Origin of the sequence: Rariglobus hedericola (assembly GCF_007559335.1) — a bacterium.
Classification (GTDB): Bacteria; Verrucomicrobiota; Verrucomicrobiia; order Opitutales; family Opitutaceae; genus Rariglobus; species Rariglobus hedericola.
The window spans coordinates 2,336,733-2,352,704 of sequence record NZ_VMBG01000001.1; the positions used below are offsets into that span (position 1 = coordinate 2,336,733).

Consider the following 15,972-nt stretch of genomic DNA (forward strand, 5'->3'; position numbering starts at 1 on the left):
CTCCGGCTACGTCAGTCCGTCTGTTCTCCGTCTTCTGCTCTCCGCCCTCCGTATTCCGCCCCCGTGCACACCCTCGACTGGCTCATCCTCGCCGTCTCCCTCTCCGCGCTGCTGATCGTCTGCGCACGCGCCGGCCGCCACATGAAAGGCGTGTCCGACTACCTCGTCGCCAGCCGCTGCGCCGGCCGCTACCTGCTCACGCTCTCCGAGGGCGCCGCCGGTCTCGGCGCCATCACCATCGTCGGCACCTTTGAAATCTTTTTTAACGCCGGCTTCGTCCCGCTCTGGTGGGGCTACTTCCTCGCCCCGCTCGGCCTCTTCATCGCCCTGAGCGGCTTCGTCATCTACCGCTACCGGCAGACGCGTGCCATGACGATGGCCCAATTCATCGAGATGCGTTACTCGCGCAAATTCCGCCTCTTCTTCGGCGCGCTCACGTTTGTCTCCGGCGTCATCAACTACGGCATCTTCCCCGCCGTCACCGTCCGCTGCTTCATGCAGTTCTGCGGAATCCCCGCCACGCTCGCCCTCGGCGGCGTCGACATCCCGATGTTCCCCGCCCTCATGGCACTCGAACTGGGCCTCGCCCTCGGCCTGGTCTGGATCGGCGGACAAATCACGATCCTCATCTCCGACTTCCTGCAGGCCGCCTTCTGCATGATCGTGTTCATCATTCTCATGGTGTTCTTCCTCTGGCTGATGCCGTGGGGCGACTTGCTTACCGGTCTCGCCGCCGCACCCGCCGGTGCCTCGATGGTGCATCCGTTCAAGACCGGCAACTCCGCCGACTTCAACACCGCTTACTACCTCATCGGCGCCTTCATGGTGGTTTACACCACCCGCGCCTGGCAGGGCACCTCCGGCTACAACGCCTCCGCCCGCTCCCCCCACGAAGCCCGCATGGCCGGCATCCTGGCCAACTGGCGCTCAATGGGCCAGAACCTCGCGCTCCTGCTCATGCCGCTCTGCGTTTACGCCGTGCTGCACAACCCCGCCTTCGCCTCGCAGGCCGCCGAGATCCAGGCGCTCCTCGCCAACATCTCCGATCCCGTCACCCGCGCGCAACTCACCGTCCCCGCCGGCCTCACCGTGCTGCTGCCCGTCGGCTTCCTCGGACTCCTCGCGACCGTGCTCGTCGCCGCCGCCCTCAGCACCGACAACGCCTACCTCCACTCGTGGGGCAGCATCTTCATCCAGGACATCGTTCTCCCCCTGCGCAAAAAACCGCTCGAGCCCGTGCAACACGTCCGCTGGCTCCGCCGCTCCTCGCTCGGCGTCGCGCTCTTCGCCTTCGCCTTCAGTCTCCTGTTCCCGCTGAAAGACTACGTCTTCATGTTCTTCGACATCACCGGCGCCATCTTCCTCGGCGGCGCCGGCGCCGCCATCATCGGCGGACTCTACTGGCGCCGCGGCAGCACCGCCGCCGCGTGGTCGGCCATGATCACCGGCGGTGTGCTTTCCACCGGCGGACTCGCCGTGCAAAGCGCCTGGCCCTCCTACCTTTCCCCGTGGCTGCAACACCTGTTCACCGACAACGCCTGGCTCCTCACCCACGCCGCCAAATTCCCCTTCAACGGCCGCGAAATCATGTTCGGTGCCATGCTCACCGCGTTGCTCGTCTATGTGATCGTCTCCCTCTGCGGGCGCACCCGTTTCGACCTCGAAACCATGCTCGGCCGCGAAGCCCGCGTCGCCCACGACCCGCTCGCCGCCCCGCGCTTCGGCTGGCGCGAACGCCTCGCCGAAACCCTCGGCAGCGGTCCCGAATTCACGCGCGGCGACCGCTTCATCTGCCGCGGCACGCTTGTGTGGACGCTCGCCTGGTGGCTCATCTTCGTCATCGGCACCCTCTACAATCTCGCTGTCGACGTGCCCGACTCCTCCTGGGCATCCTTCTGGAAATGGAACATCTGGATCAGCATCCCCATCGGCATCGGCGCAACCGTGTGGTTCCTCCTCGGCGGCATCCGTGACTTCCGCCAGATGTTCATCGACCTCCGCGCCCCCCGCACCGTCACCGCCGAAGATGGCCGTTAAATCACTCCGGTTTCCTGCCTTTATCCTGCTCGCGGTTCTCTGTGCCCATTCACTCGGAGCCGCGACCTACGTCGTCAGCCCCTCCGGGAAAAACACCGCCGCCGGCACGCTCGCCGCACCGTGGAAAACCCTCGCCCACGCCGCGACCAAAGCCCGACCCGGCGATACCGTCGAGGTCCGAACCGGCATCTATGCCGAACGCCTGCTCCTCACCCGTTCCGGCACCGCGCAGGCCCCGATTATCTTTCGCGCCCGCTCCGGCGAAACACCCGTGATCGACGGTGCCAAGCTCTCCACCGACTCCGGCTGGCTCCCGCTCTTCTGGCTCCAAGGCGTCAGCCACGTCACCATCCAGGGTTTCGAGCTGCGCAACTACTACACCGCGCAAAAAAACCGCGTGCCCATCGGCATCCTCATCAACGGCTCCGGCACAGGGGTGCGTCTGCTCAACAATCACATTCACCACCTCGGCACGACTTACACCGGCGCCAATGGAGGCGATGCCCATGGCATCGCCATCTACGGAGACGAAAACACTCCCATCCGCGACCTCGTTATCCGCGGCAACCGCCTCCACCACCTCAAGCTCGGTTCCAGCGAAGCCCTCGTGCTCAACGGCAACGTCACCGGCTTTCTCGTCGAGTCCAACACTGTCCGCGCCTGCAACAATATCGGCATCGACGCCATTGGACATGAGGACACCTGCCCCGACCCCGCGCAAGACGCCGCCCGCAACGGTATCATCCGTTTGAATACTGTTTACGGCATCAATTCCTACGGAAACCCCGCCTACGGTAAAAACCATTCCGCCGGCGGCATCTACGTGGACGGCGGACGCGACATCCTCATCGAGCAAAACACCGTTTACGATTGCGACATCGGCATCGAGCTCGCCAGCGAACACGCCGGCGAATCCACGAGCGGCGTCACCGTCCGAAAAAACCTCATCCACCACAACCGCATCGGCGGACTCTTCATGGGCGGCTACGACACGAAGCGCGGCCGCACCGAAGACTGCTTGATCGAGGAAAACACCTTCGTCGAAAACGACACGCTCCGCTACGGCAACGGGGAAATCCAGCTCCAGTTCGATGTGCGCGACACGATCATCCAAAAAAACCTCATCGTCACGAACACCCAATCGCTCGTCATCGGTAACTCCTACACCCAAAACACGGGCACCACCGTCGATTACACCACGCTCTACACCCCTGCCAAACCCCGCTGGCAGTGGAAAAACAAATCCTACTCCGGCCTTTCCGCCTGGCGCACCGCCTCCAAACAAGACACCCACTCCAAAGTCCTAAGCACCCGCCCCAAGAACCTCCCCACCGCTCCGTAGCGGAACGGCAGAACAACTTGTCGCGCGAAGGACGCTAAGTCCGCGAAGGGTTCTTAACTTACCTCCGTTCCTTCGCGTCCTTCGCGCTCTTCGCGAGACCCCTTCCTTCCCTCAGAGACTCCGTGCCCTCCGTCCTCTCTTCGCCACACTCAGTTCGCCTCCAGTTCCGTCAGCCACATGATGCCCGGTCGCTCCGGCGCACCCTGCCCCGGGCTCTGAGTCACCCGCAGCGTCTTCAGCATCTGACGCGGAAACGTGACCCGCGTCATCCGCTCGCCCGGCTTTGATTTCCAATTCGCGATCGGCAACTCCTGGCCAGTCGCCACTTCCCCAAGGATAACGCCCTCGCGTCCCGTGTAGGCCACGCCGCCTTCATGGTTCCAGTGGATGATCACTTCCTCCACCGCGACCGGCTGCGGGAATGCCAGCCGCACCCAATGCTCGCCCGGGCCGTCCTCCGACGCCCAAGCCGCCTCGTTCCACGCCAGATTCGCACCATCGGCCACACCGTCATTCAAAGCCTTCGCCGAATATCCGCCAAACGTGCTGTCCGCCGACACCTGCACACCCGGCCCGCTCGCCAGACTCTCACGCGCCGTGAGAAACACCACGCGGCACTCCTCCGCCCACCACTCCCGCCCGCCCGACGACAGCGTCATCTTCAACGTCACCGCCCCGCCCACCTTCGGACGCTCTACCGGCAGCGAAACCACTTCCTGCGCGCCCGCCGCCAACGTCACATTCTTCCGTCCTCCCGTCCACTCCACCACCGCCTCACGCGCCTCGGCGGTGTGATTCGTCACCGTAACCGCCACCGCAGTCTTCGCCTCACGCGTGACCACGCGCCGCCCCGGTCCGCTCGCCTCCACCGGCGAAACCGCACGCACCCGCACCACGCGCGAAAACTCCACGCCATTCACGCGCCACGCCACCACGCGCGTCTCCGCATCCGTCGCCGGCAACACCACCCGCAACTCCTGCGATTCACCCGCCGTCACCTTGACCGGCTCTCCTCCCGCAACGCCCACCGTGATCGTATCCGTCTTGTCATTACGCACTAAAATCCGCCACGCCGACGCCTCACCCGTGATCACCGCACCCGCCGGCGCAACATCCACGCGAAAACCCGCCGCCTGCTCACGCTCCAACGACTCCAGCGAGCGCAGCGCCGCCTTCGCCTCATCGCCGCCCGAGCGCCAGCCACCCAAAAACGCCCGCTCATCTGCGAACCGCTCCGGCGCCACCAAGTCGAGCACAAGTAACGCATGCGGCTCCAGCGCCACCGGCAACCGCGCACCCGCGTCCACCCAGCCGCCAAATCCCGTCAACGGATCCAGCCACGCCACCCGCCCGATCCCCGCCGGCATCACCAGCTCGGTTACCCGCCGCGTCTCGGTCTGATTCTGCAACGTCAGGTGCCACAGCCCGCCCGCCGCGCGACCAAACTGCTCCAACCGCACGCCCTCTGCATCCGCCAAGCGCGCCTCACGCACCGGCTCCCAGCCCGCGTCCGACACACGCCGCGTCAGCGGCACATACGTCTTAAAAAGATGCCGGTCCCGCTCCAGCAGCTTCACATCATGCCAGTAAGGATTGTCCGCCGCGTTGTGACTGAAAAAACTCGGCTGAAATCCATACGCCACGCACGTCTCGAAATACCGGCGCAACGGCTCGCCCTCGAACGTCTCAAAATCCGTGGACTGCAAAAACCCGAACGGCTTCCGCCCCGAAAGCGCCCTGCGGTAATCCAGCCGCGTCCGGCTGTTCGGGTTGTATTGCCCGCCGCTCCACCAGTCGGTCTCCTCGCCGGGAATATCGATCCAGCGGTTAATGAACGGCGAATCCACCAGCGAAAAATTCGCCATCAGGTATTTCCCGCGCGCCCGCAGCAACGCCCCGAGCGTCGCCGTGAATTCATACTGCGGCACATTCGGCGCCATCACCGGCACGCGCCCCGCACGCGTGTAAGTCCCCGGATAATCCGCCGCCTGAAACGCCGCCGCCGCGTGATCCGGCTGCACGATCGCATCCATCGAATCCAAATAAATGCCGTTCACCCGCGGATCATCCAACCACTCCGCGATGCGTTTCCATTCCGCCTCCGCGCGATTGAGTCCGTCCGGCGTTGCCCGCGCCAGATCCGGATCGCTGCTCACTTCCATGCGCGCGCCCTTGTTCCAGGGCAGGTCCATGAACTTCGTGTGGATGTCCCCATTCCCATCCCGCGCCGCGCCCGCCAATCCCGACGCTGCCAGATCGCGACTCCAACCCGAACCGAGCGCGGACAACTGCCGCACTTTCTCCAACGCCCGCGCCGGCGTGCGCGTCTCACCGTCGTCAAACGGAAGCCAGTATAGCCACGGCTCCGCATACATCAGCGTGAGAATCCCGTTCTGCTTCGCGTAATCCACATCCGCCCCGCGCTCGCCGACCTTTTCAAAAAACGAGAATCCAAAATCCTCCGCCTCCGGCAGCTTCGAGATATCCGAAAACGGCATCCACAAGCCCGAACGCGGCACGCGCCGTTCCGCATAATCCGGATACCGCTTATAAAACTCCGCCAGTGCCGCGCGAAATCCGCCTTCCTCTCCGCGCTCGACTGCATAAACCGAAAACCGGAATGTCGCCTGCCCCGGAAACTTCGCCGTCTCCGGCGTGAGCGCCAGATCGTAGTTGGCTTTCAAATACGTCGCTCCCGCGCCCAGCGCGAACACCCGCGGCTCCGCCGGATCGGTCTCGATCACCCACGCCTTCGCACCGTCTTCGACCACGCCGATCGGATAATACGACTGCCGCGCATCCAGCCCGTAACGTCCGCCCGCAAAATTCCCATACACCGGTTCATCCGTGCCGATCACGCGAGTCGTGCTCATGTCGTCCGCCCACGTTTTTCCGGCAAGCGGCAGCGCCAGCCCAGCCTCAATGCGCAACACCCGCGCCGCATCGTCGCGCAGCCAGCCCGTCACCCGCAGTTCGCCCGCACGCGGCGCATCCGCCACCAACACCCAAGAAACGCCCACCGCTTCGCCCGCCCACGCGAAATTATCGCCCTTCCGCCACATCCGCGTCGGCACCAACCCAACCGCCTCGCCGCCCGTCGCGTCGCGCAACGCCGCCTCCAACCGCGCCTCTGCCGGAAGCCCGAGCGCGCCCAGCCGTTCTGCCAGCGCCGCAAACGCCACGCCGCCGCGCACCGGTGTCCACTCGCTCAAATTCGGTCCGCCATTCAACGCCACCGAAAGCGATTTCGGCCGCATCGCCAAAAACGGCTCCATATCCACCGCTGCCGTTTCGGCAGGACGCGCCATCTCCTTCAACTTCGCCGGATCGCCCACCGCCGCCGCGCCGCTCGCCGGCCAGCGTTGCCCCACGTTCCAATCCGGCGTCGTCACTTCCGCGAACCAAGAAAACGGACGCCCGAATTCCGGCGCGCTCACGATGCACACCAACTCGCCCGCCTTCGCCTGAAACACCGGCGCGCCGATGCGATTCCACGACCACCCCGTCCCGCCCGCCGGATAGGCGTAGAACGACGGCCCCTCCACTAAAAAATCCGCCCCCGACGACGGCTCGCCCGCCTTCGGCTTCGTATCGAAATAAAACCGCATCCGCTCCGGCGCCAACGTGCCCTCGTGTTCCAAAATCACCGCCACTGCATCCGGCATCCCCGCCACGCGCTCCACCCGCGCTCCCGTCACTTGCGCATCCACCTCTTTCACCGACCCAATAAATCCAACAACCATCAGCAATCCAGTAACTAAGCCCATCCCTTGTTGCCCGTGAAACGCGGTCAATTTCATCATTTGCGTAATTAGTTACGCAAATAATCTCATCGTCAAGCCCCGACTCCTTTTTCGCCCTCCGGAGAAAGTAAATTTTGCACAAACGCCCGCCCGTGCGTTACTACTTTCACCGTTCATGGATATTAAGAAGTTCTCCGTTCTCGCCGATGTCTCCACCGCCACGGTTTCCCGCGCCTTTTCCGGCCGCGGACGCATCAAGGAAGAGACCCGCCAGCGCATTTTCGCCCTCGCCGCCGAGCACGGTTACACGCCCAACATCCACGCCCAGCGCCTCAACGCCCGGCGCACCGACATCATCGCGGTTTACTACAGCTTCAGCACCGCCGCGATTTTCGACTACTACAACATGGAGCTCGCCCAAGAGATCGCCAAAGCCGCCGCCGCCCGCGACTACACGACCAACCTCGAGCTGACCCAAAAAACCGCCGAGCCCTCCCTCGGTCTGCAACGCGCCGCGGCCGGTGGCGGACTCGACGGCATCATCTTGGTCGCCGACTCCCGCAGCGGCGCCCTCGCCTTCCTCGAGCGTTTCAAAACCCTCCCCGTCGTCGTCATCGCCAACCACGATTGGGATCTCCCCGAAGCCGCCGGCCTCGTCCGCATACACCAGGACTCCGGCATCGCCGAAGCCATCGCCCAGCTGAAAAACGCCGGCCACACCCGCATCGGTTTTATCCACGGCCTGGCCGACACCGCGAAACACGACGCCTTCCTCCACGCTCTCCGCGCCGAAGGCCTCGACGCCGACTCCGCCCCCACCGCATCCGGCCCACTCTCCTTCGAAGACGGCGAACGCGCCCTCGCCGAACTTCTCCCCACCGGCGTCACCGCCGTCCTGTGCTCGACCGACATCCTCGCGCTCGGCGCCATCAGCGGCGCGGACAAACACGGCCTGCGCGTGCCGAAAGACATCTCGATCATCGGCATCGACAACCTCTCCTTCGCCCCCTTCACGCGCCCGCCCCTCGCCAGCGTCGGCATCCCGCGCACCGAGATCGCCGCCGCCGCCGTGGAGCAACTTCACCAACTCATCGAAGACGCCACCGCACCCGTCCCCCGCGCCTCCGCCCAGTTGATCCACACGATCAACACCCGCTTCATCCCCCGCGCCTCCCTCGGCCCGGTTCTTCAGCGATAACGCGTCAGCCGTCCCGCGACATCCGCCTTCAAGCGCTCGATGTGCGCCGCGATAAACGCATTCACATCCAGCGTCGCATCCGTCACCAGCGGCGTCAGGTCCACTGCCCAGGTGATACCCGCGACTTTGTCCGACGCGTGCGACGTGTGAAACGTCGCGTTCGCACAACGCCGCCCGATCGTCGCCAGGTCGTAGCGTTTTCCTCCGCTGATCTGTGAATCGAACACCTTCAGCAAATCCGCCGCCAGCGCCGGATGCCGCCCCGAATCGAGGACCACTTTGTCCGCATCCACCAACCAATCGAGATCGCGCCACACTTCGCAGCCGAGCACGCGCTTCGGCCTGCGCTCCACTGGCAACGAGCGCAATGCCGTGAGGCAGCGCAGCAACACCGCGATGTGCGTGTCATGCTTGTCCGCCGGCTGGTGCAGATACACCACCTCGGGCGAACACGCCGAAAAAATCGCCGTCAAATCCGCCGCCACGCCCGCATGTCCCGCCTGCTTCACATCCGCGCTCGGATGCGCCAGCTGCACCTGAATCGCGTAGCTCCCGATATCGGCCGCCTTGCGCTGCTCCTCGCGACGGATCTCCTGCATTTGCTCGTCGGTGAACTGCGCATACGGTCCGATGCGCGACGATCCCGCGCCGTTCGTGACGACCACGCCGCCAAACGCCTTGTCCGCCGTCTCCAGACAATCCGAGATGCCCGCGTGCGCCATGATCTCAATGTCGTCCTGATGCGCCGCGACACATAGGTGCGTCACCGCCGCGAGGGCCGCCTCGGGCGAACGCGCATCACCGGGAACATACACATCAGCCTTGGAGTGGGAAAATTTCATGGGTGAATAAAACAGAGGGTTTCAAAAACAATTCAGCCGCAATCTCAAGCCGCGCCCACCGCCGGCAGACTCGCCGCCGCGACCGCCTGCCCGTGGCGCTTGTCCTTCTCGTCCGGCATCGCCAGCCGCACGCGTTCCGCCAGTCCGGAAAACTCGCCGCACAACACTTCGCGCGCTTTTCCCAAGATGACTTCGCCGCCCGCGCCCGACGTCACGCGACCGAGCACGAGCACATTACGCAGTTCATAAAAATCCGCGTAGTGCGCCACTGAATACCCGAGCTCCGTGCCAATGCTTTCGTAAACCGCCTGCGCGCGATCATCGCCCGCCGCCATCGACGCCTGCACCGCCACCAACCGCTCCGGCAGCGGCATCGCCTCGGGGAATTTGATCCCGGCGCGCAACGCCAACCGGTTCACGCCCTGCTGCGAGAAATACTGCACCCCACACCCGCGGTCGCCCGACCACTCGTCGGCCGGCGCACCCTCTGCGTAATCGATCGGCGCAAACGCCAGCTCGTTCAGCCAAGGCGTGATCCCGCCCTCCGGCGTCACATAACCCGCCGCCATGCTCGTGCCCATCGACACGCCGAGCACCGCATTGTCGCCGAGCGACATCGAGCCCGCCAGCGCCGTGACTTCGCCGTCGTTGACGACTTCAAACGGCACGCCGCTCCACCGCTCGCGCAGATCAAAAAACATCCGGCGGATGCTCTTCTCAAATCGGTCGCGCGGCACGCCGCGAAACAGCGACGCCACGCGCACTTCGTTGTTCACGTAAACACCCGCCGCGCTCCCGCCGATCGCGTCCACGCGCGGCAGATGGGCCGCCGCCCTCAATAGCGAATCCTGCACGCCTTCGATATGATACGCCGGGTCCGCCTGAAAATACGGGTCCCACGGAATCTCTTCCGTAAACACGACGTTCCCATCGATCACCGCCGAAACCTTGCGATCACTTCCACCCAGATCGAAGCCGATGCGGCAGCCGCTCAAATGGCGCCCCACGGCGAGCGCATCCGGCGCTTCCTTGGGCAGATCGTTCCACAGCCCCGCCTCCACCGTGAAGTCGCTTCCATACACTTCCGCTCCCATGAACCGATAGTCGAACGCCCGCGCGCCCCGCGCCGAATAAATCTTTTTTAATTCCGCCGCGATCTCCGGCGCGCCCACCACCATCACGCGACAACCCCCGCGTTGCCACAGCAGGAACTTCAGCAATCGTTCCACATAACGAAACGTGAGCGCCGCCTGCGGATGCCACGAGGGCAACACGTCACCGCGCCACACCGAGGAGCGTCCATCGGCCCGAGTCAGCGCGAGCGCAAAGGGACGGCTGCCGCGCGTCTCTTGAACGAGGACGCGGTAAGCGCGATTCCACAGCACGGCCGGAACGAAATCCGGATCAAGCGCCGGCGTAAATTGAGGAGAAATTTTTAGCATGGTAATCAAGCTCCGGGCATCCAGCGGCGAAAGGCTTCAATGGCTTCGTAATCGGCGAGACCCAACGCGTCATACGTCGTGGCGAGATCCCGGTTTTGTTTCTCAGCCTGCTGCCACGGTTCGCGCAGACCCGACGCCACCGCCGAGTGCCCGCGTTGCGAGCGATGCGGGAAAATCGCCTGCGTCTTCTGCGAGAGTTCACGCGGGCTCACCGGCACCGCCATGTCGATCTCCGCCGCGTCGCACGGCGTTTCCACCCCGTGATACAGCCACACGCGGCAGTCCGAAAACCAATCGTCACCGGCGAATCCTACACACGCATTTCCTACCAGCGAGAAACACACTCCCGCAACCGATGAGGGATCATCCCGGTCGCCAGTGACGAAAATCTGATGAGGCCGCACCTCCGCCAGCAGCCGCGCAATCGCCTCGCGATCCGCCGCCCCCGGCTTGAACTGCCGATAACGCCCTTCCTCGTAAAACGGCAGGTCGATGAACCGCACCGCCTTCTCCGCGAGTCCGCACAACTTGATCGAGGCCCGCGCCTCGCCGCGTCGCACGAGTCCCTTCAACCGCCGCACCTGCGCCGAGTCTCCCACGAACGCGGATTTCTCCAGCAACTCGCCGCGCACCACACGCGCAAATGCCTCCGCCGGTCCTGCCTCTCCGGGAAAACACCCCGCGAGATCCGACACAAAATCTGTCGCCATCAACGCGTCCGCATCCGGCACCGCGAGATTGCCCGAGGTCTGGTAAACCACCGTGACTTGGTGTCCTTGATCGACCAGCCGGCGTAGCGTCCCGCCCATGCCGAGCATGTCGTGCGACGGCTCGGGGCTGAACACCACCACGCGCTTCGACGCCGGCTCCGCCCGCTCCGGGCGATGCGTGTCGTCCGCCCCCGGCTTGCCGCCTGGCCAACCCGTGATCGTGTGCTGCAGCTCGTTAAAAATCCGGATATTCAGATCGTAAACCGATCCCTGCTCCGTGAGCAGATCCGCCATGCCGTGCTCGCTGTAATCTTCATCGAGCAGCTTGAGCACCGGACGCCCCACGGTGTGCGACAGCCACACCACTGCGCGCCGCGCCATCTCGGGCGTCCACGCAACCGGCCCGACCAGCCACGGGTGGCGCATCCGCGTGAGCGCCGACGCCGCCGACCCGTCGATGTAGAACCTCACATTCGGATGCCCCTGCAAAAAACTCGCCGGCAACGTGTCCACCGGCGCGGCTTCGACCGCCTGCGCCAGCACCCCCGCCTTCGACTCGCCCCACGCGAGGAGCACAATGCGTCGTGCATCCAGAATCGTGCCCACGCCCATCGTGATTGCATGACGCGGCACGTTGGCCTCGCCCAAAAAATCGCGCGCCGCATCGCGCCGCGTCAACCCGTCGAGTGTCACCAGCCGAGTGCGCGACTCGCGCGTCGAACCAGGCTCGTTGAAACCGATGTGTCCCGTGCGACCGATGCCGAGCACCTGCAAATCAAGCCCGCCCGCCGCCGCGATCTTGTCTTCGTAGGCGCGACACGAGCCAAACACCTCGCCGCGCGGCAACGTGCCGTTGGGCAGGTTGATCTGCGCCGCCGGCAGATCGATGTGGTTGAACAGCTGCTCGTGCATGAAGCGCCAGTAGCTCTCCGGATGATCGCGCGTCAGCCCGTAGTATTCATCGAGGTTGAACGTGATGACGTTCTTAAACGAAAGCCCTTCCTCCCGATGCATACGGATGAGTTCGCGATAAAGCCTCACCGGCGTGGAGCCCGTCGCGAGCCCGAGGACAACACCCTTTCCGGCCGCCGCGCGCTCGCGAATCAACGCGGCAATCTCGCCCGCCAGCTGACGTGACGCGGCGTCCGCATCGGCAAAAATCTCGGTCCGGATACGTTCGCGCTGCTGGGATTCGGAGGTGTGCATAAGTGGGACGGGGATAAATTCGATGCTTCCCACCCTACTCTTTCGCCGGCATATCGAGAATAGCTTTACCGCCTATGTTTTTAACAAAAACGCCAAAAAATAAAGCCCGTGCTTTTGCTTCACTCGCGACCAGCACCCGCCGCCTGCCCAGTCCGGACAGTCCGCTCCACGGCCAGCGGCGCCCCGCCCCGACCCTGCCGGAAAACATCATTTGTTTCCAACGCCGGTCGGGCACCGAGCTCAACCGGCCGCACACCGGACGCGCCATGCATCATCGCCATGTGCTCATCGTCCCGCTCCGAGGCAACGCAGTCGTCTGTGCCGACGACCGCGAGCTTCCGCTCGAACCCGGCAAGGGCCTGGTGATTCTTCCGTATCAATATCATCACTACGCGCACGCCGACAAAAACCTGCACTGGCTGTTCATCACCTTTGAATATGCGCAAGGCGTGGTGATGGAGCCGCTGCGCAACCTCACCTTTCCCGTGGATACGGAACTCGCCGGCCAGCTCGACACGCTGCTGCGCGCACAACGCAACCTCGCCGACGAAGGCCTGCCCGAGTTGCGCCTCGCCTTGCTGCTCGCGCAACTGACCCCGCCTCCGGGCCGCTCAGCGCCCGCCTCTCGCCCCAGCGCGACCATCGAACTTCAAGTTAACCACGCCGCACAAAAACTCCGTCCCGCCGCTCCCACGATCCGCGAGCTGGCCGCCGAACTCGGCATGAGCCCCAGCAATTTACGCACGCGTTTCCGCGCCTCCTGCGGCGTGAGCCTGGGCAAACACATGCGCGAACTCCGCCTCGAGCGCGCCTGCGGACTCCTGCGCATGACCTCCGCGCGCATCTCCGAAATCTCCGAGCAGTGCGGTTTCAGCTCACTCTTCAGTTTTAGCCGCACCTTCCGCACCCGCCACGGCATGTCGCCGCGCGCCTACCGGGCCAAGGCGGCGAACGATTGATCACTCGTGATCGTTTTGATCGTTAGTGGCGTTTATTTTCGCCTTCACCACTCCATCCGACATGGATGGGTCTCGTGCTCGCCCCTGAACGACAACGTCTGTTGCTTCGCATCCTTGCCGAACAAGGACGCCTGACCATTAACGAGGCTTCGTCACGGCTGGCGGTTTCACTCCCCACCATCCGGCGTGATTTTGTCGCACTCGCCGCATCCGGCTTCGCCCGGCGGGCGCACGGCGCACTGCTTCCCGTGGACTTCGGACTGGTGGAGCCCAAATACACCCGTAAAGCCGAAAAAGCCGTCGCCGCCAAAGTCCGCCTCGGCCGCGCCGCCGCCGCTTTGCTGCCGGAGCAGGGCAATCTCTTTGTGGACGCCGGCACCACCTGCCTCGAAGTGGGCCGCGTGTTGATCGAGCGTCCCGGCCTGCGCATCCACACCAATTCGATTCCGCTGCTGGCTCTAGCCAGCGAAGCCCGCGCAACCTTGATCGCTCTCGGCGGCGAAGTCCGTCCGCTCAGTCTCGCGCTCACCGGGGCACTTACCCAGCACTGGCTCGAAAATCTGCGTTTTGATGCGGCGGTGATCGGCGCCTCCGGGCTTGATGCCGCCTCGGGTGCGAGCACCACCGAGCTGGGCGAGGCCGCGGTCAAAACCGAGGCCCTGCGCCGCTCACGGCGCCGCATCCTGATCGCATTGGGCGATAAATGGAACCAGCCCGCCGCGCTTCGTTTTGCGCCGTGGGACGCCTTCAGTGATCTCGTGACCGACCACCCGTTTTCCCGCGCCGAACGCCTTGCGCTCAGTCGCAACGGCCTTCGCCTGCACGCACCGGCTATTCGCTGATTCCCGCGTCCCGCCACCTCACTTCCTTTAAAAAATGTCCGCCGCACCGCTCAAATCGCTCGATCAAAAACTCGCCCGCATTCACGCCGATCCTGCGGGTTGTCGTGACTTCATCCTGGCCGACGCCAAGGACGCGGACATGGCCTTTGGCATTGCCGCACCCGGCCCCCGCTCCGGTGAAAGCGGTTTCAAATCCCTGGCGGATTATCGCGACCAGATCCGCGAAATCGTCCGCCAAGGTCTGGTGGACATCATGCTTCTCTCGGCATCCAACGTGGAAAAACTCGCCATCGAAGAACGCTGTTTTGCAAAGAGCACGGTCACACCTGCCGCCCGGGCCAACGACACGTCCGACATCTGGGTCGTGCGCGGCGGAAAATATCCGCGACTGCCCTCGCGTTCGTTTCGCACCGCGACGCTCGATCACATCATGCACGCGCGCCTGGACGTTCCGGCCGGCACGCCCGCGACCGGCGCCGACCTCGGCCTCTACTCGATCACCTTCACCAACAACCTCGATCAGGATCATCAGGCGCTGCAGGATTACCGCGACTTCCGCATCGAGGCGGAGCGACGCGGCTTCCGCCACTTCCTCGAGGTTTTCAATCCCAACGTCGATCCCGGCATGGACGCCGCCACCGTGCCCGGGTTCCTCAACGATCATGTCGTCCGCACTCTCGCAGGCGTCGCTTCCCGCGGATGCCCGCTCTTCCTTAAAATTCCCTACAACGGTCCCGCCGCCTTGGAGGAACTCGTCGCCTATGATCCCCACCTGATCGTCGGCATTCTCGGCGGCTCCGCCGGCACCACTCATGATGCCTTCATGCTCATCCATGAAGCCCGCCATCATGGCGCGCGTGTCGCCCTCTTTGGACGGAAGATCAACCTCAGCGAACACCCGCTCACTTTCATCGGCTACCTGCGCGCCATCGTGGACGGATCGATTGCCCCCGTAGAAGCCGTGCGGGCCTACCACGGCGACCTCGCCCGACTCGGTATAAAACCGCTTCGATCCTTGCCCGCCGACTTGGAGCTGACCGATCAGACCATGAGCTATCGTTAAGCCCCCGCCCCATGAAACGCTCCGACATCAACCGCGCCTTTCGCGACGCCGCCGCGTGTTTCGCCGCGCATCACTGGACGCTGCCACCCAACGCCGCGTGGGACATCACTGACTTCGGTCTCGGCGATTTTGCCCGCCACGGCCTCACCCTCATCAACCTCGCGGAGGAGCCCGAGTATTGTGAAAAATTGATGTATGCGCGCCGCGGCCAGACCACGCCCGGCCACACGCACGCGAAGAAAAAAGAGGACATCATCTGCCGCTCCGGCGAACTCACGCTCGAGCTCTGGGCTGTGCGCCCCGGCCCCGACGCGGTGCAGCCCGCGAGTTTCACGGTTCCGGTCAACGGCTTGCCTCACGTGCTTCGCAGTGGCGAAAAACTGGTGCTTCCCGCCGGCTCGCGCGTGACGCTCATCCCCGGCATCTGGCACGCCTTCTACCCGAGCAGTGAAGAATGCATCATCGGCGAAGTCTCGACGGCCAACGACGACGTGAACGACAACATTTTCACCAACCCCGATATCGGCCGCTTCCCCGGCATCGAAGAAGACGAACCCGCCGCCCTGCGTCTTCTGTCCGAAAAGTAAC

The 15,972-nt window shown here is 64.2% G+C and carries 11 protein-coding genes; 7 read left to right on the plus strand and 4 right to left on the minus strand.

Annotation, left to right across the window (positions count from 1 at the left end; genetic code table 11):
- Nucleotides 1-63: 63 nt before the first annotated feature.
- Both FPL22_RS10060 and FPL22_RS10065 read left to right on the plus strand, forming a co-directional pair.
- Complete coding sequence (locus FPL22_RS10060; protein ID WP_144230146.1) at nt 64-2,037, plus strand: sodium:solute symporter family protein; 1,974 nt, start codon at nt 64-66, stop codon at nt 2,035-2,037.
- Entirely contained in the window at nt 2,027-3,379 is a 1,353-nt protein-coding gene (locus FPL22_RS10065) for a right-handed parallel beta-helix repeat-containing protein (RefSeq protein ID WP_144230147.1), read from the plus strand. The genes FPL22_RS10060 and FPL22_RS10065 overlap by 11 nt, the downstream gene beginning before the upstream one ends.
- A gap of 149 nt (nt 3,380-3,528) precedes the next feature.
- Here the strand turns inward: FPL22_RS10065 and FPL22_RS10070 are convergent, their stop codons facing one another.
- Nucleotides 3,529-7,182 (minus strand): hypothetical protein, encoded by a 3,654-nt coding sequence (locus FPL22_RS10070; RefSeq protein WP_238991373.1) that lies wholly within the window; start codon nt 7,180-7,182, stop codon nt 3,529-3,531.
- A gap of 115 nt (nt 7,183-7,297) precedes the next feature.
- On the opposite strand from FPL22_RS10070, the gene FPL22_RS10075 reads away from it, so the two are divergent.
- Entirely contained in the window at nt 7,298-8,320 is a 1,023-nt protein-coding gene (locus FPL22_RS10075) for a LacI family DNA-binding transcriptional regulator (protein ID WP_144230148.1), read from the plus strand.
- Here FPL22_RS10075 and FPL22_RS10080 read toward each other — a convergent pair.
- The 3 genes from FPL22_RS10080 to nagB are packed head-to-tail and all read right to left on the minus strand — an operon-like array spanning nt 8,311 to nt 12,520.
- Nucleotides 8,311-9,162, minus strand: coding sequence for a PIG-L deacetylase family protein (locus FPL22_RS10080; RefSeq protein ID WP_144230149.1), 852 nt, complete (start codon nt 9,160-9,162; stop codon nt 8,311-8,313). The genes FPL22_RS10075 and FPL22_RS10080 overlap by 10 nt on opposite strands.
- A 44-nt stretch (nt 9,163-9,206) precedes the next feature.
- Entirely contained in the window at nt 9,207-10,604 is a 1,398-nt protein-coding gene (locus tag FPL22_RS10085; RefSeq protein ID WP_144230150.1) for an ROK family protein, read from the minus strand.
- Between the two features lie 5 nt (nt 10,605-10,609).
- The gene (gene nagB / locus FPL22_RS10090) at nt 10,610-12,520 is read right to left on the minus strand and encodes a glucosamine-6-phosphate deaminase (protein WP_144230151.1); all 1,911 of its coding nucleotides are present in this window, start codon (nt 12,518-12,520) and stop codon (nt 10,610-10,612) included.
- 74 nt (nt 12,521-12,594) lie between these two features.
- On the opposite strand from nagB, the gene FPL22_RS10095 reads away from it, so the two are divergent.
- From FPL22_RS10095 to FPL22_RS10110, 4 genes are all read left to right on the plus strand, one after another.
- Complete coding sequence (locus tag FPL22_RS10095) at nt 12,595-13,479, plus strand: helix-turn-helix transcriptional regulator (RefSeq protein WP_144230152.1); 885 nt, start codon at nt 12,595-12,597, stop codon at nt 13,477-13,479.
- A 65-nt stretch (nt 13,480-13,544) separates the two neighbouring features.
- Nucleotides 13,545-14,321 (plus strand): DeoR/GlpR family DNA-binding transcription regulator, encoded by a 777-nt coding sequence (locus FPL22_RS10100; RefSeq protein ID WP_144230153.1) that lies wholly within the window; start codon nt 13,545-13,547, stop codon nt 14,319-14,321.
- A gap of 34 nt (nt 14,322-14,355) precedes the next feature.
- The gene (locus tag FPL22_RS10105) at nt 14,356-15,384 is read left to right on the plus strand and encodes a beta/alpha barrel domain-containing protein (RefSeq protein WP_144230154.1); all 1,029 of its coding nucleotides are present in this window, start codon (nt 14,356-14,358) and stop codon (nt 15,382-15,384) included.
- Nucleotides 15,385-15,395: 11 nt separating this feature from the next.
- Nucleotides 15,396-15,971, plus strand: a complete 576-nt coding sequence (locus FPL22_RS10110; protein ID WP_144230155.1) for a D-lyxose/D-mannose family sugar isomerase — start codon at nt 15,396-15,398, stop codon at nt 15,969-15,971.
- Nucleotide 15,972: the final 1 nt, after the last annotated feature.

Coding starts and splice junctions, on each gene's coding strand:
- FPL22_RS10105 (WP_144230154.1), top strand. CDS start 14,356: ATGTCCGCCGCACCGCTCAAATCGCTCGATCAAAAACTCGCCCGCATT.
- FPL22_RS10100 (WP_144230153.1), top strand. CDS start 13,545: ATGGGTCTCGTGCTCGCCCCTGAACGACAACGTCTGTTGCTTCGCATC.
- FPL22_RS10085 (WP_144230150.1), bottom strand. CDS start 10,604: ATGCTAAAAATTTCTCCTCAATTTACGCCGGCGCTTGATCCGGATTTC.
- FPL22_RS10095 (WP_144230152.1), top strand. CDS start 12,595: ATGTTTTTAACAAAAACGCCAAAAAATAAAGCCCGTGCTTTTGCTTCA.
- FPL22_RS10110 (WP_144230155.1), top strand. CDS start 15,396: ATGAAACGCTCCGACATCAACCGCGCCTTTCGCGACGCCGCCGCGTGT.
- FPL22_RS10075 (WP_144230148.1), top strand. CDS start 7,298: ATGGATATTAAGAAGTTCTCCGTTCTCGCCGATGTCTCCACCGCCACG.
- FPL22_RS10065 (WP_144230147.1), top strand. CDS start 2,027: ATGGCCGTTAAATCACTCCGGTTTCCTGCCTTTATCCTGCTCGCGGTT.
- FPL22_RS10070 (WP_238991373.1), bottom strand. CDS start 7,182: ATGATGAAATTGACCGCGTTTCACGGGCAACAAGGGATGGGCTTAGTT.
- nagB (WP_144230151.1), bottom strand. CDS start 12,520: ATGCACACCTCCGAATCCCAGCAGCGCGAACGTATCCGGACCGAGATT.
- FPL22_RS10080 (WP_144230149.1), bottom strand. CDS start 9,162: ATGAAATTTTCCCACTCCAAGGCTGATGTGTATGTTCCCGGTGATGCG.